This window comes from Sphingobium sp. D43FB (assembly GCF_002312805.1).
Lineage (GTDB): Bacteria > Pseudomonadota > Alphaproteobacteria > Sphingomonadales > Sphingomonadaceae > Sphingobium.
This window is the reverse complement of record NZ_NMUA01000038.1, coordinates 1-21973: the sequence shown is the minus strand read 5'-3', so window position 1 is coordinate 21973 and position 21973 is coordinate 1. Positions and strand designations below refer to the sequence as shown.

General features: G+C 60.2%; 17 protein-coding genes and 3 pseudogenes. 6 read left to right on the top strand and 14 right to left on the bottom strand.

The window, feature by feature from the left end:
• Nucleotides 1-506, top strand: a pseudogene (locus SxD43FB_RS20445) (transposase); the annotation flags it as partial.
• Here SxD43FB_RS20445 and SxD43FB_RS20440 read toward each other — a convergent pair.
• Nucleotides 506-1586 (bottom strand): annotated as a pseudogene (locus SxD43FB_RS20440) (IS630 family transposase). The pseudogenes SxD43FB_RS20445 and SxD43FB_RS20440 sit on opposite strands and share 1 nt — an antisense overlap.
• A 73-nt stretch (nt 1587-1659) precedes the next feature.
• Here SxD43FB_RS20440 and SxD43FB_RS20435 point away from each other — a divergent pair.
• The 4 genes and pseudogenes from SxD43FB_RS20435 to SxD43FB_RS20420 all read left to right on the top strand — a co-directional run.
• Nucleotides 1660-2073: pseudogene (locus SxD43FB_RS20435) on the top strand (transposase); the annotation flags it as partial.
• A 265-nt stretch (nt 2074-2338) separates the two neighbouring features.
• Entirely contained in the window at nt 2339-3379 is a 1041-nt protein-coding gene (locus SxD43FB_RS20430; protein WP_096063746.1) for a sugar phosphate nucleotidyltransferase, read from the top strand.
• 14 nt (nt 3380-3393) lie between these two features.
• Nucleotides 3394-4206 carry a class I mannose-6-phosphate isomerase gene (locus SxD43FB_RS20425; protein WP_096063745.1) on the top strand — a complete coding sequence of 271 codons (813 nt, stop codon included), beginning with the start codon at nt 3394-3396 and terminating at the stop codon, nt 4204-4206.
• Between the two features lie 105 nt (nt 4207-4311).
• Nucleotides 4312-5064 carry an HAD-IIB family hydrolase gene (locus tag SxD43FB_RS20420; protein WP_096063744.1) on the top strand — a complete coding sequence of 251 codons (753 nt, stop codon included), beginning with the start codon at nt 4312-4314 and terminating at the stop codon, nt 5062-5064.
• Here SxD43FB_RS20420 and SxD43FB_RS20415 read toward each other — a convergent pair.
• The 12 genes from SxD43FB_RS20415 to SxD43FB_RS20360 form a co-directional block, all read right to left on the bottom strand.
• On the bottom strand, nt 5059-7104 hold the full coding sequence (locus SxD43FB_RS20415; protein ID WP_141249566.1) for an acyltransferase family protein: 2046 nt from the start codon (nt 7102-7104) through the stop codon (nt 5059-5061). The two genes, SxD43FB_RS20420 and SxD43FB_RS20415, sit on opposite strands and share 6 nt — an antisense overlap.
• Nucleotides 7105-7203: 99 nt before the next feature.
• Complete coding sequence (locus SxD43FB_RS20410; RefSeq protein ID WP_096063742.1) at nt 7204-9627, bottom strand: sialidase family protein; 2424 nt, start codon at nt 9625-9627, stop codon at nt 7204-7206.
• Between the two features lie 40 nt (nt 9628-9667).
• Nucleotides 9668-10384 (bottom strand): WecB/TagA/CpsF family glycosyltransferase, encoded by a 717-nt coding sequence (locus SxD43FB_RS20405; RefSeq protein WP_255245830.1) that lies wholly within the window; start codon nt 10382-10384, stop codon nt 9668-9670.
• Between the two features lie 347 nt (nt 10385-10731).
• A complete protein-coding gene (locus SxD43FB_RS20400) occupies nt 10732-11997 on the bottom strand; it encodes a hypothetical protein (protein WP_096063741.1) in 1266 nt (421 codons plus the stop codon).
• A 29-nt stretch (nt 11998-12026) separates the two neighbouring features.
• A complete protein-coding gene (locus tag SxD43FB_RS20395; RefSeq protein WP_141249565.1) occupies nt 12027-13424 on the bottom strand; it encodes an O-antigen ligase family protein in 1398 nt (465 codons plus the stop codon).
• An 82-nt stretch (nt 13425-13506) separates the two neighbouring features.
• Nucleotides 13507-14610, bottom strand: a complete 1104-nt coding sequence (locus SxD43FB_RS20390) for a glycosyltransferase (RefSeq protein WP_096063739.1) — start codon at nt 14608-14610, stop codon at nt 13507-13509.
• Nucleotides 14607-15707 (bottom strand): hypothetical protein, encoded by a 1101-nt coding sequence (locus SxD43FB_RS20385; protein WP_096063738.1) that lies wholly within the window; start codon nt 15705-15707, stop codon nt 14607-14609. The genes SxD43FB_RS20390 and SxD43FB_RS20385 overlap by 4 nt, the downstream gene beginning before the upstream one ends.
• Nucleotides 15708-15719: 12 nt before the next feature.
• A complete protein-coding gene (locus tag SxD43FB_RS20380; RefSeq protein ID WP_096063737.1) occupies nt 15720-17258 on the bottom strand; it encodes an MBOAT family O-acyltransferase in 1539 nt (512 codons plus the stop codon).
• Nucleotides 17259-17295: 37 nt separating this feature from the next.
• Nucleotides 17296-17535 (bottom strand): acyl carrier protein, encoded by a 240-nt coding sequence (locus SxD43FB_RS20375; protein WP_096063736.1) that lies wholly within the window; start codon nt 17533-17535, stop codon nt 17296-17298.
• Between the two features lie 31 nt (nt 17536-17566).
• Nucleotides 17567-18751, bottom strand: coding sequence for a glycosyltransferase (locus SxD43FB_RS20370; RefSeq protein ID WP_176482869.1), 1185 nt, complete (start codon nt 18749-18751; stop codon nt 17567-17569).
• A gap of 139 nt (nt 18752-18890) precedes the next feature.
• Nucleotides 18891-19886 carry a glycosyltransferase gene (locus tag SxD43FB_RS20365; RefSeq protein WP_096063734.1) on the bottom strand — a complete coding sequence of 332 codons (996 nt, stop codon included), beginning with the start codon at nt 19884-19886 and terminating at the stop codon, nt 18891-18893.
• Complete coding sequence (locus SxD43FB_RS20360) at nt 19883-21046, bottom strand: glycosyltransferase family 4 protein (RefSeq protein WP_096063733.1); 1164 nt, start codon at nt 21044-21046, stop codon at nt 19883-19885. The genes SxD43FB_RS20365 and SxD43FB_RS20360 overlap by 4 nt, the downstream gene beginning before the upstream one ends.
• A 293-nt stretch (nt 21047-21339) precedes the next feature.
• Between SxD43FB_RS20360 and SxD43FB_RS20355 the strand changes: the two genes are divergently transcribed.
• On the top strand, nt 21340-21591 hold the full coding sequence (locus SxD43FB_RS20355; protein WP_096063732.1) for a hypothetical protein: 252 nt from the start codon (nt 21340-21342) through the stop codon (nt 21589-21591).
• 34 nt (nt 21592-21625) lie between these two features.
• Here SxD43FB_RS20355 and SxD43FB_RS20350 read toward each other — a convergent pair whose 3' ends face one another.
• The gene (locus SxD43FB_RS20350) at nt 21626-21817 is read right to left on the bottom strand and encodes a hypothetical protein (RefSeq protein ID WP_141249564.1); all 192 of its coding nucleotides are present in this window, start codon (nt 21815-21817) and stop codon (nt 21626-21628) included.
• Nucleotides 21818-21973 lie beyond the last annotated feature (156 nt).

The following is a 21973-nucleotide window of genomic DNA, read 5'->3' as shown; positions in this document are numbered from 1 at the left end:
TCGTCGGCGAAGACGTGAGCGAGATCCTCGAGATGATCACGGCAAAGCTCCAGGTCATCGAAGTCGCCCGCCCGAAGAAGTCCTGCCGTTGCTGCGAGAAGATGGTCCAGGTGCCAGCCCCGAGCCGACCGATCCCCGGTAGCATGGCCGGAGGAAGTCTCCTGGCTTACGTGCTGATCTCGAAGTTTGACGACCATTTGCCGCTGTACCGGCAGAACGAGATCATCGCGCGCATGGGTGCCGACATCCCACGCAGCACGCTGGCCGATTGGTGTGGTCGCTCGATGCGGATCCTGCAGCCGGTGATCGGCCGGATCGAGGCCTCGGTCCTGGGCAGCGACATCCTGCACGCCGACGATACACCGATCCGCGTGCTGGCTCCGGAACGACGCGCCAAGGGTATCGGCAAGGGTGTGATGCAAGGGCGGATCTGGGGCTATGTCTGTGATCAGCGGCCTTGGGCCGGCACCGCGCCGCCTGGCGTCCTCTACCGCTATGCGCCCAACTAGTGATTGGAATCTAACACTTGGTGCCCGCGTCTGACGGCGGCGATGATTTTGTCGGGATCGGCGGTCCAGACGAAAGGTTTTGGGCTCTCGTTGTGCTCGGCCAGGAAGCGGTTGATGGCGGCCTGAAGGTCGACGAGCGAATGGAAGACGCCGCGTTTGAGTCGGCGGTTAGTAAGCTTGGCGAAGAAGCCCTCGACGGCGTTGAGCCAGGAGCACGACGTTGGCGTAAAGTGAAAGGTGAAGCGCGGGTGCCGCTCGAGCCACTTGCGGACCTTGGGGATGTTTGTGGGCAGCGTAGTTGTCGAGGATCACATGGATCGCCTTGCCGGCGGGGACGCGCGCTTCGATCAGATTGAGAAAGCGGATGAATTCCTGGTGGCGATGCCGCTGCATGTTGCGGCCGATCACGGTCCCGTCGAGCACATTGAGCGCCGCAAAGAGCGTGGTGGTGCCGTTGCGTTTGTAGTCATGGGTCATGGTGCCCGCTCGCCCCTTTTTGAGCGGCAGGCCGGGCTGGGATCGGTCGAGGGCCTGGATCTGGCTCTTCTCGTCGAACGACAGGACGATCGCGTGGGCGGGCGGCGCGACATAAAGGCCGACGACGTCGCGGAGCTTGTCGATGAACTCAGGATCATTGGAAAGCTTGAACTGCCGAACGCGGTGAGGCTGGAGGCCATGGGCGCGCCAGATCCGGTGAACCGAACTGGCGCTGATGCCCGCTTCGCGGGCCATCAGTGAGGCCGTCCAGTGGGTCGTCTCGCCGGGCGGCTCCTCATGCGTCCGGGTGGCTACCCATGCGACAACCTCCGGGGTCAGAGCAGGGATGCGCGACGGGCGGGTCTTGTCGCGCAGCAGGCCTTCCACCCCTTCCTGCATGAACCGCTCCTGCCAGCGCCACACGCATGTCTTCGACGTGCCCGTCCGGCGCATGATCTCGCTGGTGCCGACCCCGTCGGCGCTCAGAAGCACGATCTCGGCGCGCCAGACGTGCTTTTGAGGGGTGTTGCGATCCTTGCAGATCCGCTCGAGACGCTCTTGGTCCGCGGAACCCAGGTCGATGACTATACCACTGCGCATCCCCGCTGACTCGCACGGCCACAGCTCACTGGGAATCCCTAATCGGACTCAACCGTCAGGCGGCGACCACTAGGCCAGCACGCTGGGCATGGACATCCGCTATGTCGTCACTTCGCTGACCCAAGGCTCGGCCGAGCGCATATACGATACGCTCGACTGCGCAAGGAGCCAGGCCGAAAACCTGATCAAGCGCCACAAAAGCCAGCTAGCCAGCGATCACGCCTCATGCTGCTCTGCCAACGTCAACCAGATGCGCTTCATTCTGCACACCGCGGCCTACTGGCTGATGTAGCGCATCCAGCAGGAAATCCCCTGGGGAGCGGCACTGGCTGCCGCCGAGTTCGCAGCCCTGCGTATCCGGCTGCTCAAGGTCGCCGCCCGTGTCATCGAGAACGCCTCGCGCATCCGCATAGCCATTGCGTCAGCCTGCCCCGATACAAGCGTGTTCAGAGCCACCGCCATCAGCCTCCGCCCTGCACCAACATAGCCAGCACGGCAGTGCCGCGGCCCCCGAACCCCGTCGATCAACCTCGAAAAGCCCATTGATCCTGCCGCGGTGAAAAACGCCTACGATCGCTCACATCCAAGCTACGCTGTCAATGTCAGATCACCGCGGAACGAGCCCGGAGCGGCCGCCTCATAAATAATACGGGCTGACCTAACATCTACTCAAAAAAATATCGATCCATGTTGCATTGCAATAATTTGCTGGTAGCTTGCGAAACGATACCTCCCCTTATACCCGAGCTTCAATGATGATCGTACCGATAATCCTTTGTGGTGGTAGTGGCACGCGGCTGTGGCCGCGATCTCGTGTAGAAAAGCCCAAGCCATTCTTACCGTTGGTGGACGCCATGACGCTGTTCGAAGCTACGGTTAGTCGGTGCTCTATATTCTCTGATAACGCAGGCCTTTCAATCGTGACTGGCGCCGCCCATGTAGAGCATATAGAAATGCTACTGCCCAAAGATGAGCGCACCTCGATCGTTGTGGAACCAGCGGCAAGAAATACAGCTGCAGCTATAGCATTGGCCGCAAACAGACTGCCAAGTGATGCAATCATGTTGGTCTGCCCCAGCGATCACCATATCGGACGACCAGAAGTTTTTGTGGAAACTGTTTACCGGGCCGCAGCTTTAGCTGCAGAAGGCTGGCTTGTCTCATTCGGAATCGCTCCGGATACACCGGAAACGGGTTTCGGTTATCTCAAGCGTGGCGAGGCGATAGGAACTGCTGGCTATCGTACGCAGGAATTTGTGGAAAAACCCGATCTCGATCGCGCAAAAGCGTTTCTTACCGACGGTTCATATTTGTGGAACGGCGGCATCTTCGCGTTCAGAGCTGGAGATTTTTTACAGGAACTCGAGCTGTATAGTCCTGACATGGCGCGAGATGTTCGTGCCGCTGTCAAAAATGGCAGGGAAGACGGAAAATATTTTCATCCCGAACCTACGACATTTTCCGCCATGGAGAGCATATCCGTTGATTATGCGGTGATGGAAAAAACCGCACGGGCGGCGCTCGTTCCTGTCGATATGGGCTGGTCGGACATCGGCAATTGGCATGCGCTATATTCAGCGCTGGATCATGACGATCAAGGCAATGCTGTCCGTGGACCCGCCAATGCGGAAATGATGGATTGCCGCAATGTGCTGATCGACAGCGATGGACCTAGCGTGTCTGTGATCGGACTTGAAAATGTCATCATTGTTGTCGATGGGAATGACATTCTCGTAACAGCAGCTAACGGCGTTCAAAACGTCGGACGCCTGTCGGGCGCGCGCAACCAGTAGAAGGCAGATGGCAAATGTTGCTTCCTATTCGCCAAGTTGAAAAACCATGGGGAATAGATTTTCTGCCAGAACCATTTAACTATCTTCCTGACAGGCGTATCGGCGAGATCTGGTTCGAACCACCGCTGGCAATTCGAACGCTTCTGGTTAAATATATATTCGCTACGGAGGCTTTGTCCGTACAGGTTCACCCCTCCGATACTCAGACTATCTCGCAAGGTATCGGTCGGCAGGGAAAGGAAGAATGCTGGCTGATCATCGCTGCTCAACCAGGCGCGAGACTGGGCATCGGCTTTGATTCATATGTTGATCCGCAGATCATGCGTGCAGCAGCACTCGATGGGTCAATCGAGACAATGCTCACCTGGCATGAAGTGGCAGCCGGCGATTTTTTCTACATCCCTGCCAATACGGTCCATGCGATCGGCGCGGGCGTGAGCCTGATAGAGGTCCAGCAAAATAGCGACATAACATATAGACTATATGATTATGGACGTCCGCGCGAACTCCACCTGGATGCCGCCGTGGAAGTCGCTTGTGGCCATCCCTATGACCTTGACCGATGGCGCAAATTCATCGCTCCTGATTCAAGCCTATCGCTAGTGGATGGTCCCCTTTTCAAACTTGATCAGATTGCAGGGCGTCCTAGCGACGATCTGATCGAATCCTACGCTGACGCTGTGCTGATCATACCTCGCAGTGGAGACGTGATAATCGGTGGGCATCTCATCAGGCCAGGCCAATGCGCAGTTGCAAATCGCCTCAGCGACATTGACATCAAATCCCCCGACACAGTTTTCCTGGCAGCCACAAGCTACGCTGGTTAGCAGCTTTATTTTCGATCAATCGATTTTTTGTAACATATCACAAATATGCCGGAAATCCGTTCAATTGGCTATGCTGTTGAACCGAGCTTTTAGAAAGATATCCTCTTGAAACAGCTTATAGCTTTCGATCTCGACGGCACGCTGGCGCTGAGCAAGCAGCCGCTTGACGATGATATGGTGGATGCTGTGACACGTTTGCTTGATGTGATGCATGTGGCCGTCATATCGGGTGGCGATTGGCCTCAGTTTCATAAGCAAATTGCCAGCAGACTTCCGGCCGATGCAAATGTCGATCGATTCTGGCTGATGCCGACGACGGGTACCAAGCTCTACACGTGCAACGATGGAGTCTGGAGCCCGGTTTTCGCCGAAATTTTCGACGAGGCGCAGAAGGAGATGATCCTTACAGCCTTCGAGACGGCACTTGTCGAGAGCGGCTTTGTTCCTGAAGAAACCTGGGGCGAGCGGATCGAAGATCGTGGCAGTCAGATCACTTTTTCAGCACTGGGCCAAGAGGCACCGATTGAGAAAAAAGAGGAATGGGATCCAGATTTCGCGAAGCGGAAAATAATACAGTCCCACCTCAAAAAATATCTCCCAGATCTGTCTGTGAATATGGGCGGCGCAACGTCGATCGATATCACGCGGGCGGGTGTCGACAAAGCCTATGGTCTCAAGAAGCTGCGTGATGCCAGTGGCATTCCCCTTGACGCCATGATGTTCATTGGCGACGCCATCTTTCCGGGTGGCAATGACTATCCGGCGAAGACGCTCGGACTGGACACAGTCCGCGTCCGCGATCCTCAGGAAACACTTGCCGTCATCAATACGATTATAGCCCTGCAAAAATCATCATGAGCTGCTTGCCTGTTGGCTCAAAATTTCCTGTTCGAGACTGGTCCGCAACGCCATGACGAATGGTACCGACAGATGACTGTTATCGTTATAGACTAGAACGCCATCGTGCATGACGGGACATGTCGCAATGCCGCACAGAAGATCCGCGATATCCCAAAGGGCAAGATGGGGCATGTCCCGAACAGGCAAAAGGCGGGATGGCGGATTGATATGCCGATCACGCCGCATATCGCAGGTACGGAATTTTTCTCGATTGCGATCGACACATTCTGGAACGCTATATGTTTCGGTGCGGGGGTTATCCCGGATCGCCAATATGTCGATATTGTTTGCCACAATCCTTCGCCACGCACGAGCATAGCCTTCAGGAATGACCTCGCCGACATTGCCAGGACCCGGCCGTGTCGCCGTCGTCACGACAAGATCGGGCTTGAGCGCGATCGCTTTGGCCACCGCATTACGAGCCCACTCCCGACAGGCTTCGACCTGCCTCCCGGCCGTCCTGGGGCCGATATAAATGCCATCGATCGGACAGGCGCTTTTGGTAATGCTGAGCAATCGCCAGTTCCGGTCCTTAGCGATCTGCTCGAGCGCCGGAAACCACTGGGTCGAATGCGAACCGCCGATGAGCAATATGGTGAATGCATTAGAATCAAGATTGCCCGTAGTGCAAAGCTGCACCTTCGCCGAGTGTGGGCCGGTATCGCAGCCATTCGTGTACAGTCTCGGCAACATCCCCTTGGCCGCGATCAACTGCCGATCGATGTCGGGCGGCAAAACTGTGTCCATGGTCTGGATCGGTCCGGCGATGGGCCGGACAGTGTAACTTTGCGCATAATCGCGCGCGATTCCCCCATAATATTGCTGCCAAGCAAGCAGGAACGCGGCGGATGGCACGGCCAGCATGGCACACGCGGCAAAGGGCGCTGACCGCCTTCTCCAGTCCCCTGTCGAATATCCACCCCCGTGCGACATGAGCCCTTTTGTGGGCTTTTCGATCAGAAAATGCAGGGCAGCTGCCAGCAGGAGGGCAAGGGCGATGACAAGGCAGCCCTGGATCAGGTTGAGCTTCGTTGTTCCTGCTGCCTCTTGATAGAAGATGAGGATCGGCCAGTGCGCAAGATAGAAGGCAAAGGACAGCGATGCCAGCCGTTGCAGTAACGGCGCCTCAAGGACGCGACGTGCAAGCGACCTGTCAACCGCCTCGCGTCCAGACAGCAAAATCAGCATTGCGCCCGAGACCGGCACGAGCGCTGCAATGCCTGGATAAGCCGCATTTGCAGGCACGACCCAGACGCATGCCAGGATGAGCAACAGACCCACAGTGCGAGCGAGCGACGCTGCGCGCGCGGAGAGATTGACCATAGGCGCGACGCAAGCGCACAGCGCCCCGGCCATGAACTCCCAAAGCCGCGCTGCAGGATTGAAATAATGGGGCGCTGGATTGAGCGCCAATATCCAGAGCGCAAAACCAAAGGATGCAAGGCCGATCAGCGCGCAAGCGATGGCCAAAATCCGCCGGTCATCGGCCCGCTTTCGCATGGTCCTCGCTATCTGGCTGACGAGCAAGAGCCAGATTGGCAAGAAGCCATAAAATTGCATCTGGGTGGAGAGCGCCCAATATTGCTGAAAGGGACTGGCAGGCTGTCCGCGGGCCAGATAATCCGTCGATTCGCGCAGCAATTGCAGGTTTTCCAACTGCAGCAGCGCCATCCAGCCATGCGTGGCGAAGGCTCGCCACAGGGAAATGGGCTGAAAATATAGCCCTGCTATCAGCGTGAGAAACAGGATCAAAAAGGCTGTCGGGCAGATCCGAACAAGGATACGGCCCCAGAACGTGAGAAGATCGACCGTGCCCGTCTTTTCCAGCTCCTTGAGCAGCGAACCGGTCATCAAATAGGCTGAGATCACGAAGAAGACATCGACCCCGCCCGACACCTTGCCGACCCAGATATGGCAGATCACGACCAGCGCCATGCCGATGGCGCGCAGCCCTTCGATGTCCGTGCGCCGGGCCGACGCCATATGGGTGATCGACACCGCTACTGCGCCGCCGCAACGGCGATATCGCGGCCCATCACCCGCGCTGCATGGCCCGATAGGCTTGTGTGCCCCGCCCGGTTGGCCAGCACGATGCCCCTACCCGCCTACTTTGGAGCATTGGATGGTGGCGAGGCTGCTCATGGGTGCAGGCTTGCACGGCGCAGGTTCGCCCCAGATCCACCCCGATCCCTTATAGCCCAGATACACCCGCCCAAAAACATCGGGATCTGCCGCCATCACCGTCACCTGGTCCAAACTGCCTGCCGGAAAATCAACCAGCCGCTGCCAGTTCGCCGCGTTGTCGAGCGAGCGCCAGATACCATAGACACCCCCTACCCTGCCCGACACATAGAGAGCGGGATAGGAAGCACCCGGCGCAGCCTTGCCAAAGGCGATGTCATCAACGCGATCGACGTTGACGATCTTCGTCCAGGTCGCGCCCTTGTCGGTGCTGCGACGCAAGACCGTATCGCCCGAACTTGCATGACCGTTGGTAAAGAAGAGATGCCCCTCCCTGCCCGGCACGGAGCGCAATTTCGCCGCGAAATTGCTCTGAGGCGCGATTTCACCTTCATACTGCTTCTGCCAGCTTTCTCCCCCGTCATGCGAGCGCCAGAGGCCGGCAAGCCCCTCATTGGGCGTCTCGCCGCTATGATAGAGATAGAAGACGCCACCCTTCCCCTTGTCGGCCGTCAGGGTCTTGCGCTGATAATAGAATTCCTTGAACGAGCCGGGTGTGTCGCCCAGGGCCCCCGGCAGCGAAACCGGCTTCCAGCTTGCCCCGCCATCATTCGTCACAAAAGGCTGGCGGTTGAATGCCGGCGCCCAGACGATATTCTTCTTCTCGCCAGCCGACACGGCGATCGTGCCAAAAGACATGCGCCAGGGATCGTCGGCCTTGGTGCCTGCAGGGGTCGGCAACGCATAAAATTTGCGCCAGCTGCGCCCGCCATCCTGGCTGGTGCCAGCCATCACCGCGTTGCCGTCCTGCCAGCAGCAGGCGGTGCGCGTATCGCTCGCATTCGTTACCATGAAACGAGGATCGGTTGGGGTCCAGTCGAGCTGCTGCGCTGCAATGAGGACGCGCTCCTTTGGACCATAGGTGGTGGAATAGGCGTTCAGATCGTCCTTCACATGGATCCCAAAGTCCCAGGCTGCAAAGGCGGGCGACTGACCAGGTGGCTGGATCACATCGTTCGCAACCAGTTCCTCGATACCGCGACTGTGGCTTTCCCATTGCGCGACCGAACTGCCCGGCGGCATGTCGGCATGGAATACCCCCATGCCGGCCGCGACCCAGAGGCGGTTGGGGATCTTGGCGTCGAAGCGGATATCGGCCGTTGGGAAATAGACCTCGTCGGCCACGCGCAGCCAGGGTGGATCCTTGGCCCCTGCCTTGACGTTATGGGAAATGCTCGTCCAGCTCGTTCCCCCATCGGAGGACTGATAGCCTGCGCCGCCATGATCGAAAACCACGATCTGGTCGGCGCGCGGATTGGCGGCGATCGCCGAATATATCTTGGGTCCAAGGCCGGCCGTCGCCGTGATATCGCGCCATGCGCCCTTGTCATAAGCCCAGATCGACTTGGTCTGATCATCGACACCGAAGAAGACACCGTGCCGGTCGAACGTGCCGCGCCGCAGGCTCATCGGATGCGCCGTGCGGCTGGCAAGCGGCGCGAAGGTCCGTCCGCTATCGCTCGAGACATACATGCCGCGCCCCGAAGCAAAGGCGAATATGCGACCGGTCGCCTTGCCACCAAGCGGCTGCTCGAACCAGATCATGGGACCTGGGGCCTGAAGCCCGGCCTGCGGATCGCGGTCCAGCCCCAGCGGCAAGGATCCTACCCTCGCCCAGCGGCCACCGGCATCATCTGAACGCCACAAGCCGTCATAGGGGGTGCCAAGCAGCACAAGGTCGGGGTTGGCCGGATCCACGGCGATAAAGGCGCCCTGCAGCCGATATTCGCCATTCGCATCCCATTTGAGCGGAAAGGGCGGCTGTGCCGAGGCAAGCACCCAACGCTTGCCCGCATCGTCTGTCCTGTAGACCTGTCCCTTGACGGCCATGTAAATACGCTCTGGCCGGGAGGGCGCGACAGCGATCTCATAGACGCCCTGTGCGATACCATCCTGGACGCGGTCTTGCTCGGGCATGGCGGCCGCTGTTATCAACTGCTTCCAGCGGTCCGCCTTTGCATCCCAGATATAGCCGCCATAGACGTCCGAACGGATCACAAATGTCTTGCCGGACCCGTCCTGCGACAGGCCAGTGATAAACCCGCCACCGCCGATCGCCACGGCTTTCCATTGATAGGCCTCACCCTCGACCGGTCCCCCGGCATTCGACAAGGCAGGCGGCGGGGCATGGGCTGCGCTTTCATTGCCAAGGACTATATAGGCGGCCACGCCTGCAACCAGCAACAACAGCAGCAAAGCGGCCATCAGTCCCGGCCACCGCTTGCGGCGCGGCTTGACGAACTGTTCATATCGGATGCTACTGCGGTCGCGTGGCGGCATGAGGGACCGTAATCCTTTTCTAAATCAGCGGGCTAGTGCGTCAGTCACGGGTCTTGGTAGCGAGGTGATAGAGGGCAATCGGGCTCGTCACAAGATAGCGCCAGCCAAGGCGTACGGGCTCGCGCGCGGCGCGATAGAGCCATTCGAGGCCACTGGCCTGCATCCAGTGCGGCGCCCGCGATACCCCGCCGCCATAATGGTCGAACAGTCCGCCACAGGTGCGGATCCAGGCAAGACCCGGCAGCTGGTCGCGTGCTTCCATCGCAAACAGCTCCTGCCGCGGACTGCCGGTGCCCACCCATAATATGTCAGCGCCCGATTCGCGAATCGACTGCAGGATCGCTGGCACCTCGCCCGGCGAGAAATAGCCGTGGCGAACGCCTGCGACCTTGAGGGCTGGAAAGCGACTGCGCAGATATTCCGCCGCGCGCGCGGCCACCCCTGGTCGCCCGCCAAGAAAATAGAAGCTGATGCCCTTTCGCGCGGCAAGCTCTGCTGCGTCGAGCAGAAAATCCGTGGTCGCGGTACGCTCCCTTAGCGGCCGGGCGCACAATAAGCGGCTGGCAAAGACAAGCGGCATACCATCGGCGTCGATCAGGTCTGCACTGTCCAAGGCCGCCCGCAAGGCGCGATCATTATGATAGGCCGCAACGATGCTGCCATTGGCCGATGTGACGAAGCGCGGGGAGCGCAGGAGCCCCACACGGGCCGCAGCGACGTCGGATTCCATCAGCGCCGCAAGCTCAAGGCGCGTCATCCGGGAAATCGGGATGCCACCGATAAGCATCGTCTCTGCCAATGCGCCATGGCAAGAGGCGGGCAGCTGTATCCCTGGGGCCTGCGTCCCTGGCATTTGTCCGCCTGGCGCCTGCTCGCCCTCTTGACCCTCTCTGCTCTGTGACACGCCTTCCCTTCCCAATGAATGCATGACAAAGTCTGGTGCGCCCTTATTGGCTCTTTGCATCGGCGCCAGCCATGGTCAATGCCCTTCCTTGCGCACAAAGCATCCCGTCAACGCGATCGACCGCCTTTGGCCTGGGGCAACGCCAGGGCCAAAGCCTCAGGCCCCTTTATCCAGCCACATGCACCACGCCATGCCCGCTGCTATCGGGCCATAGCGCTATCGAAAATGCAGCCCTGCTCTTTCGCGCGGTTGCGCATTTCGGTGCGAGCCGCGCGAAAGAGCAGCAGCGCATAGAGGCTTTCGCCAAGCGCAATGCCGCCAATCGACCAGACCGGCTCCAACAGCAATTGCAGCGCCACGACCGCCATCACCGACACGATCGCACTCATGCTGCTTAGCTGTGCGAGCTTGCGGAAGCGCCCCGAGGCCAGCAAAACCGCACCGTCGCAGGCGTGGAATGCGCGAGCCAGCACCACGACAAACCACAGCAGCACACCGGTCCACAAGATCGTATCGGCAAATTTCCCGTGAAAAACCAGCGCGGGCGCCAGAGCCAGAAGCGCAAGGGCACTCACCAGGGTCACACCCCATATGCCAAGCAGCGCCCAGCGCAATTGCGCGCGACCGCGCGCGACGAGCATCAGACTGCCGCTGCGCAGATCATGGACAAAGCGCGCGCGTTCGAACTCGGTGAGCGCATTGATCGCCACGGTGACTGGCCGGATGAGGAGGGCGGTGGCAGCGATCGGCGCAAAACCCCCAGCGCCGCTTACCGCAGTGACGATATAGCTCTGGCTATTGACCGTGGCTTCAGTCGTCACCACCCCCAGGAGCGACCAGCGCGCATCGCGCCGCCATATCTGTTGGTATCCGATCATGTCCGACAGGCGCATGGCCCGGACGGTCGCCGGAGCCTTTGATCGGGCAAAGGGAAGAAGCCCAAAACCGGCGCTGACCAATAGCAGCAGCGCCGCATCCGCAAGGCTCGTCCTGGCAGCGCCGCCCATCATCATCAAGGCGCCAAGGAGCAGCGCCAGGGCATAGCCCACATCAGAGGCGATCGTGCGGGCAGGCGCCCTGTGGACAAGATACCAGGCCCTGGCGAAATGTCGCAACAGGGCCAGACCACCCCATAGTCCAAAGACGCAGGCTGCCCTCATGCCTGCGCCCAGCATAGAGGCGAGGCTGACAAAGGCGAGTGCGACAGGCAACAGAGCCAGACTGCTTACGCATAACAGCGCGCGCGGCGCCGCGGCGTCGTCATCTGCGCCCTTTTGCCCCACCGCGATCAGCAGAGGCGCTGTAAACAGCGCGCTCCACAGACTGATCGAAAATTGCGAGATAACCAGCAGGAAGGCAAAGCGTCCGAAATCGGCAACATCGAGCTGGCGCAGCAGGAGAAGCGACAGCAGAAATTGGGCACCGGCAACGCCTATTGGCCCGACCGCCGCCCCGGCATAGCGCACCAGACGCTGGGCAAGATCGCGCGAAGCACTCAGCGTGGCCGCCCGACAGGCCGCCGTCGCACCGGGGCACGCACTGGCTGGCGAACCGGGCTGCGCGCAAACAAGCCCAATGACCGGCCCCGTAGCTGATGATGCCTGCCAGGGCTCGCCTGGGACTGCACATAGATGAGCGCGATCGTCAGCATCAGGAAGACCTGCACGACCGATATCCGGTCCATCAGACTGGTTTCGGTAAGATTGTGACCGGCGCAGAAGAACAGGAGCGACAGGAGCAGCGCGCGGCAGTCTTTGGATATGGCATGGCTCAAGAGCAGGCGCATTGCCGGCCAGAGAAAAAGCGCCACGATGACGATCGCCAGACCTGGCGCGCCGATCGTCACCAGCATGTCGAGATAGCCATTATGGCCATGGCCTGCATATTGCGCGATCCAGCCGCTGGTGAAGTCCCAGATCGGGCCCTCTTGCCCGATCTGCCAGAAGGAGCCGAAGCCTGCGCCTGTCAGGGGATGTTCAGAGGCATAGGTCAGGAGGATCGGCCAGATCTGCGACCGACCGGTGAGCGCCTCGGGGTCGTTGAGAAGCGCGCTTGCATCCTCGATGTAAAGCGGCACAAGCAACAGCAAAAGGCCAGCGGTCATGAACAAGAGCGGCCCGAGCAGCGCGCGATAATGGGTGCTATAGGGTCGGATCACCAGGCCTGTGAGGATAGCGACAAACAAGATCCCCTGAGATGTCTTTGACTGGCTGAAATAGAGGAAGATGACGCTCGCGGCGATAAGAGTCACTGACAGATAGGACGGCACCGAGCGCCGGTCGAACAGGAATAAAAGGATCGTGAAGGCGCACACTGCCCCAGCCAGATTCTTGTGCGGCAACAGGCCCCGCCAGTTGCCGACCACCGAGGGATCGCCTCCCGGGCTATCGGGCTGCAGCCCGACGCCGGGCACGAGAAGCGAGGCGTAATTTGCCACAAGCACCACGATGAGCGTCCAGCGGACCAGCTGCAGCGTACGCGCGTAACCAAGCTCAGCGACCGCGCGAAACAGGATCCAGATGACCATCGCGGTGAAGATGAAGCGGCGAAGCGAAACAGCAGGCGCGATCGCCCAGCTGACGCTTATCAGGCAATAGACCAGAAGAAGGATGATCGAGACCGGCAGCGGCAGCCAGCTAAGCCATCCCCTCCGGTGCCCGGGCAGCATGGCCACCGGACCTGCCACGCCCAGCAGGACAAGAGAGAGGGTGCCAAGGAGCAGCTGGCGCACAATATCGCCTTTGGCGCTCTCGAGCGCGGCCTCGAAGCCCTCAAAGGATGAAGAGCCGACCGTTGCCAGGAGCAGAACGCCTATCAGCGCGAAGCCCGCAGCCACAAGTCGCCGTTGATCCTGTGGCCCCATCAAGGCAAAAGGCCGCGCCCGATTGATCATCTGCGCCTCGCCCACAGAGCAGAAAGGTCCGTATGCACCCGCTGGTGGCAGGTGCACGCCCCGCCTCGAGGCCAAATGTCGTTCAGCATGCCGCTCCTGCCCCCATCAGCCTTTCATACCGATCGACCATGATCGCGTTGGAGGCCTCAAGGCCGAGCCGACGCGCGCGCTGCGCCCAGTGTGCATACTGGTCAGGCGATTGCAGCAGTTCAACCATTATTGCGCCGAGCCTTTGCGGGTCATCGAGCGGCACCACCTGTCCACAGAGCGTTCCATCCCTGGCCGTTACACCTTCCACCTGGACCGCCACGTCCGACACGATGAGCGGGAGCCCAAGCCTGGCCGCCTCGATCAGGGCGAGGCTATGGCCTTCATAATGGCTGACCTGTACGAAGATCGCCGCGCGGGCGGCGCGGGCAAGCGCCTGCGCGCGCGGCATATGGCCCAGAAATGCTACCTGGTCCTTAACGTTCAGATCAGCCGCGAGGCCACGCAATGCCGCTTCATCTTCCCCGGCGCCGACAATCTCCAGTCGTACCTTTGGCGCATGCGCCATGGCGGCAATCAGCAGCGGATAGTTCTTTTGATAGCTCAGCCGCCCGAGCGCAATCACAGGTCCGATGATGCGCGTATCTATATCCTTGGCCCGCAGTCCCTCGATCATGACTTCGATATGCCGGGGCAAGGCATTGCCAATGACAAGGCACTTGCGACGATAGCCTGCAGGCTTTGCCTGCAAGGAGGCATCGACCGCCTTCGATACGCTCACGATCGACGTCACGACGTCAAGCCGCCCCGTCAGACCATCGAGCCTGTCAAGCCATTTGCTGTGTGTCTCAACGGGCGAATGATGGGAAATGACAAGACGGGTCCGAACGCCAGCAAGCGTTGCGGCCAAGGGCAGGAGGACATTGGCCAACGGCATGGCGGTCACGACCATATCGGGCCGCTCTGCTTTGAGATAGGCCATCAGCCGTCTGACCAGCCGAACAGCCGCAAAGAGCGAGGAAGGGCGCTCGGATGCGATATGATGCCACAGGGGTGGCGAGGGGCTGTTATCCGTCTTGGCATAGAGCGCAAAACAGCCGGTATCATGCCCGCGTTCGCCAAGCCCTGTCGCGACGTCGTTCCATATCTCGACCAGCCCGCCCGCCTCGGAATGCGTCATGCCAAAGATGATTTTCATGAGCGGCCCCTGCCCTGCCCAGGCGCGCGCTCTTCTCCTTTGGTGCCGACGAGCAACGGGGCAATAGCCTGTGCCGCCGCCCTCGACGCGCGCACGGCACCCTTCCGGTTGAGATGGGCTGCGCTCTGATACAGCTCCGGATGTTGCGCCAGGTCGTCCAGGGCAAGAACCGGTCCAAAGGGTGCGTAGGCACGGCGGTCGCCGGTCGCCTGAAGCGGGCCGTAAAGGGGGATGGAGAGGAAAGCGAGCGACACGTCAGCGCGCCTTGCACGCCGGGCGATCGACGCAAGATAATGGCGATCGATCGCCAGGCGATATCGGTCGGGCAAGGGGCGCAAAAGCGCAAGACCCGCGCGCTGTCGCGCGACCGCATCCCTGCTCATCGCCAGGAGCGCTGCGGACGCCATTGTCTGCTCACCATTGACCAGCGTTCCATCGGCCGTGCGATAGCCCAAAGTCCGGTCAAGGCCGGTACCAGGATAATCCGATGCGACAAAAATATCGGCAACACCGAACCAGGCAGGATGCATCTGTTGTGCGACATTGGCGATATTGCGGAACGGCAAGGCCAGCAGGTTGGTGAAAAAATGGGCATTGACCAGCACAGGCGCATGCAGCAGTTGCGCCGCACTCGCAGTCTGTTTGAACATCGGGTGAGAGTTTGTGATCTCGCCATCATCGGACAGGAGGATCAGCTGAACCTCGGGATGGGTTGCGAGCAGTTCCCGGGTGATCGTGTCAGCAAAATCTCGCCCCGGCATCACGATCGACAGATTGGCGACCGCTATGTCCCGCCCCAACCGATCCGACAACGTTTGCGCCAGCACAGACGGGCTCATCCCTGATTCGAGCCGCGACGACCCGATAATGGCAACATCTATCGGGCTCGGGTCGAAGTTGAGCCGTTCGTAGATCCAGCGGCTATGGAACATCTGCGTGCCGGCAGACTGCTGCCAGGCGATATAGCGGTCAAAAGGCAGGCACAGGCTTAGCAGCAGACAACCCAATAGGCCTGCCCCAAGGCCAAGCCACAGGCGCCACAGAGCCCCGCCCTCAAGGGTCTGCACAGCCGTTTCCTGATCATTATCGACGCTCATCCGCCCTGCCCCTCAATAGCCGGCATAGACAAAGCCTCCGCTACCCCGGCTGATGAACGCCAGACCAAGAAAGAAGAGCACGCCAAGCGGAATAGTCCAGGCGAGACGGGGCGCAAAGCTGAGGTTTAGGCATGGGCGCGCCTGCCCGCGCCAAGCCGCCCAAGCCAGCGCCGGATCGAACTTGCCAAGAAACTGCGCACTGTTGGGCAATAGAAAGACGATGGCAGCGGCCAGGAGCATCATCAGCCCATAGCCTGTAGCACCAAGGCCCGGAAGCGCGCCCCAGACCACCGGCGCGCCGGCGTTGCCAAGGCCGATCATGGCTTCCCACAGATGCATAGTGGTTGCCATATCGGGTGCCCTGAAGGGGATCATCGTGATCAGCACGGCGCTGAGCGTTGCACAGTTGCCCGCTATCTTCGCGCCCCTTGAAACAGTCTTGCGCCGGGACTTGCGCCGCAAAAAGCGCCACCCCTCGGCTACGACCATGAACAATGCATGGAGCAGCCCGAAGACCATGAAGGTCCAGTTGCCTCCATGCCAGGCACCGACGATGAACATGGCGATGAAGGTCGGCACGAGCACGCTCAATATATGCACGGGCCAACGTCCAAGGCGCCGCCGCATTGCCCATCGAGTGAGCGGCAGGGCAAGGGGCTGGAAGATATAATCGCCGACAAAGCGGCCCAGGCTCATGTGCCAGCGGCGCCACCAGTCGATTATGCTCGTGACGCGCATCGGCGAGAAGAAGTTGAGCGGCAGCCGGATCCCGACCATGCGGGCACAACCCAGCGCCATGTCGGAATAGCCGGAAAAATCAAAATAGAGTTGCAACAGATAGCCCACCGCCATCGACCAGGCGAGCAGCATGCCCATCTCCTGACCGGCTCCGGCTGCTGCAAAAAGCGGATCGACCCACAAGGCCAGACTGTCACCGATCACGACCTTCTTGAACAAGCCCAGAGCCAGGAGGATTGCGCCGACGCCAACATGCGTGCCGATCAAACCGCGATCGGGATCTGCTTCGGCCTGGGGCGCAAATTCCCGGTAATAGGTGATCGGTCCAGCCAGTATGGTGGGGAAGAATAGAATGGAGGCACCATAGGTCAGCGGATGGGCGGGCCCGATACGCGCCCGCGCCGTATCGACCAGAAACGCGATCTGCTGGAAGGTGAAGAAGGAAATGCCCAAAGGGAGAATGATATCGCGCAGCGGACTGGCCATCGACACCAGACCCATATTGGCCAGCAGGAACCCGCTATATTTGAAGTAGAGCAACAGCAGAATATTGGCGCTCACGCCCGCGCTTAGCCAGGCGTGGCGCGCCTTGCCCGAACTTGCCAGGATCAGGCGTGAGCCAAGGAAATTGAGGGTGATGGAGGCGAGCAGCAGAACAAGTGCCCCGCGGGCCGCAAGAGCGTAGAAGAAGAGGCTCGCGCCGATGAGGAGGATCAGTCGGCCACGGCCAGGGCAAAGACGGGCCCATAGCCAATAGGCCAGCACCGTCACTGGAAGGAAGACAAGCACAAAGCCATAGCTGTTGAACGCCATCAGCCGTCCTGCTCCCTAACCGTCAGCCCGAGCGCGCTTATGCTGATAGCGCAAGGCTATCGACAAGATCGCCGAGCCGCTCGAAGCTTTCCCATTGTGCAATCGTCAATGTGACGCCGAACGACTCTTCGATCGCGACCATGAAACGAATGTTGCTCAGGCTATCCCAGCCATCGACGTCGCGGGCAGTCAGGTCGTCATGATAGACAATGTCGTCATTGTCGAACGTCTCGGCCAACACCGCCATCAATTGTTCGATTACGTCTTCGCGTGTCATCACGCCCCCTTTGTCGCTGATCGATACCCCGTCAACCGTCCGTTACCTGCTTGGCCATCAGCACACCATAGCTTTGTGCAGCAAGCCAGGCGCGATCCTGAACCGCGCCGCTCATCCATCGATCGAGCATCTGTCCCCATTTGACGGACCGTTGTAAGGCGGTCCAGCTCGCCATAGCGTTGCGCGAGATACGCGCATAGAGCAACTGATCGGCCAAAAGCATGTCGATTGCGGCTGCCAGAGCCTTAGGGTTGCCCGCCCTGAACAGCAGAGCATTCTCGCGATCGGTGAAATGGCCGGCAAGCAAAGGGCGATGGGAGGCAATGATGGGTGTGCGCGAGACAAGCGCTTCATAGACGGTGAGCGGCAGACCCATCGGGAATGTCGCGCGATCCGCCATGATGACCGCATCGGCTGCGTTCATGCGCGCAGGGATCTGGTAGTTGGGGATTTGTCCCAGGAATCGTATTTTCTGGAAGAGGCCAAGCGAAATGCCGAGCGCCTGCATTTTATCGATATGGCCTTGTCCGATAATCTCCAGATGCACGTCACGCCTGCCCTTGAGCAGCGCCAGCGCGCGGATCAGATCCCCGACCCCCTTTTTTTCGTCGATCCGGCCGACATGGAGAAGCCTGTGGGGCTGGCGATCAGGCAATTGCTTGGCGGCAAACAGATGGGGCGTGCGCTCATGGACGAAATCCCACGCGACGACCTTATTGGCAGCGACGCCCATATCAACAAGGGCTTTGGCGCCGCTCATAGTATGGCCAGCGACCAGTGAGACACCCCGGTCGTTCAATATGGCGGGCAGCCGTGCCATGCCAAGATGGCGCGCGACAGGATTGATGGCAGGCAATCTTGTCAGGACACATGCCACATCGCGCGCACCAGCGACCCCCCAGCGTATCAGTTTTGGCAAGGGTGCCTGCACAACGAGATGGGTAGGATCATAGTCCGCAACCATCACCAGCACGGAATTCGTGTCACAAGCGCGACCTGCGCCCGCCCCCATCAACGTGACCCCCGTTGGCAGGCGCAAGACATGGCGGGGCGCCGTGCAGGATAATATCCCGGCCTGCCCGTATCGGCGTGCGATCCGGTTGAGCTCATCGAGCATATAGATCTGGCCGAACTGATACTCCACGCCCGATCGCTGGCGCTGCAGATGGACCTCGCGAAAGTCGCCTGAGGCCTGGACGACAAGCAAACGCTTCACTGGCGTCCTGCCCTCGCGCTGTGACATGGCGGGGTCGAAGGGGCTTGTGACAGGGGCGAAGGGTGCGGGACCAGGGCCCGCCAATGCGGAATGCGCTGGCGCGCTCTGGGGCTTATGGCACGGACCTGCACTCGCATGATCATGGCCCGGCGTCCTTGAGACTGCACATGGCAAGAGGGCGTTCTGGTGGCTGACGGCGACGCAAAAGCCCCTGCACAAGGCCGATCGCAACGATGTTCCAGTTGAGATAGGAGTAAAGCGCGCGTTTGAGCTGGCGCCTGCGCCACCACAGAAACAGCAGCGGCGCGATCAGGAGCGTCAATGTCACGCCGCCTGAGCCAAGCAGAAAGCTGGTGCCCACAAGCCCCCACCAGAGCATGACCGCCAGGCCATGACGCAGATGGCCAAAACGACAGATGACGACCCGGAAATGCGCGCGACCAATTGCCGCGCGCACGACCTCGCCCGGCGCGCCGGCATAGCCTGTGCGCAGGCGTCGCCACAGCAACGCCCCGTTGCCCAAGGTCAAGCCATGGTGGTCGACAGCCGGGACATCGATCCGGGCCAGTTTCCAGCCTGCGGCAAGAAGCCGCGATCCGAGCTCAAACTCCTCGAAGGCATGGAGATTGCGATCGGCAAAATAGCCGACCGATTGGATAGCCGCCCTTCTGTAGAGCCCCCCGCAATCCAATCGATCAACCTCGACGACGCCCGGAATAGCGCGTTTTTCAGCTTCTGCCGCGCGTACGGCAAACTCCAGATTGGCAGTCTCGACCTCCCTTATCCTTCCCCCCACGGCCGCATGGCTCTGATGCGCTTCAAGAAAGGCCAGCCCTTTAGCCAGGAAGGCCGGGTCGAGAACCATATCGCCATCGAGCAGATAGAAATAGGGCATCCGGGCAGCCTGGAAAGCAAGCTGCGCGCCAGCGCCGCAACATCGTTCGTCAAAATTAACCAGCTGAACGATACGCACGGCGTCATATGTTCGGGCGATCTCTAGCGTGCGATCGCTTGAGCCACTGTCGGCCAGCACCACCTCTCCGCCCAACGGCTTGACCGCGGCAATGGCACTTTCAAGCGCCGCCGCGATATGCCGTTCTTCGTTGAGCGCCTTGATGCCGATGGTGACTGTCATCCTTGCCCCCCTTTCCTTCTGGCAGCGAGCGTCCGGTAGCGCGCTTCATAGGATCGCGCCATGGTCGTGATGTCGAATCGGCGCGCCACGCGAGCGCGCAAGGCCGAACCGACAAAGGTCAGATCCTGACCGAGCACGGTTACGAGACAATCAGCCAGCGCATCGACATCGTCTATGGCTGCGGTCAGGCGATAGTCGCTGGTAACCACGTCCTCCAGCCCAGGCGCGCGCGCTGCTATCAGCGGAACGCGCGCCAGAAGAACCTGGATCGGCAGAAGGCTCAGCCCCTCGCTGCGTGACGGCATGAGGACAGCGTCATATTGGGAAAGACGGTCAACAAGATGGGGGATGGAGCGAACGAAGAAAAAGCGCCATTCACGAACCTCCAGTCTCAATTGCTCGCGCAGGCGTCGTTCAAGCGGCCCTCGACCGCATAGCGTGACCTCGACATCCTTTCTGCCAGAACGGCTTTGGGCCTTTTCAAATATGGCAGGCAGTAAATCTGCTCCGGCTCGTTGATCCATGCCCCCGGCAAATAATATGCGAAAAGGCGACCTTGGACCGGCCAGCCGCGCGACGCGGCTTGGCTCGACGCCATAGGGTATGACCTCGGCGCGATCACGCTTTTGTCGCGCACCAAGGCCATAATCTGCACGTGCAGCAGCGCTCGACACCGCGACGGCATCGCCGCCTGCAAGACGGGCGGCAACCCATCGTCCCAATATCCGACAGCCTTTCCAGGGCGTGGTCCTGTAGACCGTACGCAGATGGACCGGCGCAGGCCGTGTCCCGGGGAAGAGACTGGCCAGCGCAAAGGTCAATTCGGCATGCTCCAGATGCAGATGGACAAGATGGGGGCGTGTCAACTGGATGGATCGGCGCAGGCGCATCGGCGCTCCACCAAAGTCAGCGGCATGACCGCCAAAGCGATTGAGCAGCGGCACGTGCCATTGCTGCAGCTGTTGGACGCGAGCCAGGGCCACGCCACTGGGCTTGGCGACCGCATCAATCACGAAGATCGAAAACTGGATGCGAAAACGCAGGGCGGCAATCAGGGAAAGGACAAGACCGCTGCCACCGCCAGGCTCGAGGCTTGGCACGACATGCATGATGCGGACGCCCCCATCATGCGTGTCGGGCAGGTCGTACCCATCACCCATGCCCACTGGTCTGCATTTTCAGTGCCGGGCTGGGTGATAGGCGTTGCTGTCTGCAGCAACATAACAGGCATCAAACTCTAGAGCCAATTTCCTATTCCCCCATCTGCAAAGTCCCCGTCATTGCGCCTATCAAGCTTGCAACAGGAGGTCCAGACCGACCCGCCCAGTCCAAACCCTGAGCGAGCGTCGACCAGAATGTCCCCCCGAGGCAATCGGCGCATCACCCGCCCGCTCGTCGGACAGGGAGGTTAATATTTCGATACCGTTCCATTTCATCAATACACCGGAACACGATGGCGTTGCCCGGTGCAGGAGTGCATACCCATGCCGTAGTCCAGGTGATCGCCAACAACCTCCATCGGGATCATCCCATCCTGGCAGAGCAGGAGGCGGCGCGGTCACTGGGCTGGATCGCGGATCAGCTCGATCAGGGACGGCAGTTCGATGTAGCGAAGACCAAGCGCCGCGAGGATGGCGTAATCCATGCCGTTATCGAGCCAATCCACCAAGAAATGTTCGGTGGCCGGGTCAGGGTTGCGCGTTAGCCAACCGCCCCTGTTCAACCCCCTCAAATGTCACTTAGATCATCTGGAAGGTGCGCCGCCCATGGTCGCCTTCCACCTTGTCAGGCATGGCAAAAGCGATTCCCGTCAACTCGTCGATCGTCTCGGCAAGGCGATCGTTGGAGTTGTGGGAGCCGCGCAACATGCGCTTGGCGATTCTATGCTCCTGGTCCCGCCAGGCATCGCCTGCGGCCTGGTGCATCATCAACGCGAACAGCTTGCGCGCAAACAGACTAACCCGTCTTATTCAGCGGTGGGGCTTTGAGGGTTGGCGGGAGTGGCGTAAGCCTTTGGCTTGCTGTAGGAAATTGGATGTCTAGACCAACCTGCAGCGAGGCAAAAAATGCCACAGGCCACACCCGCC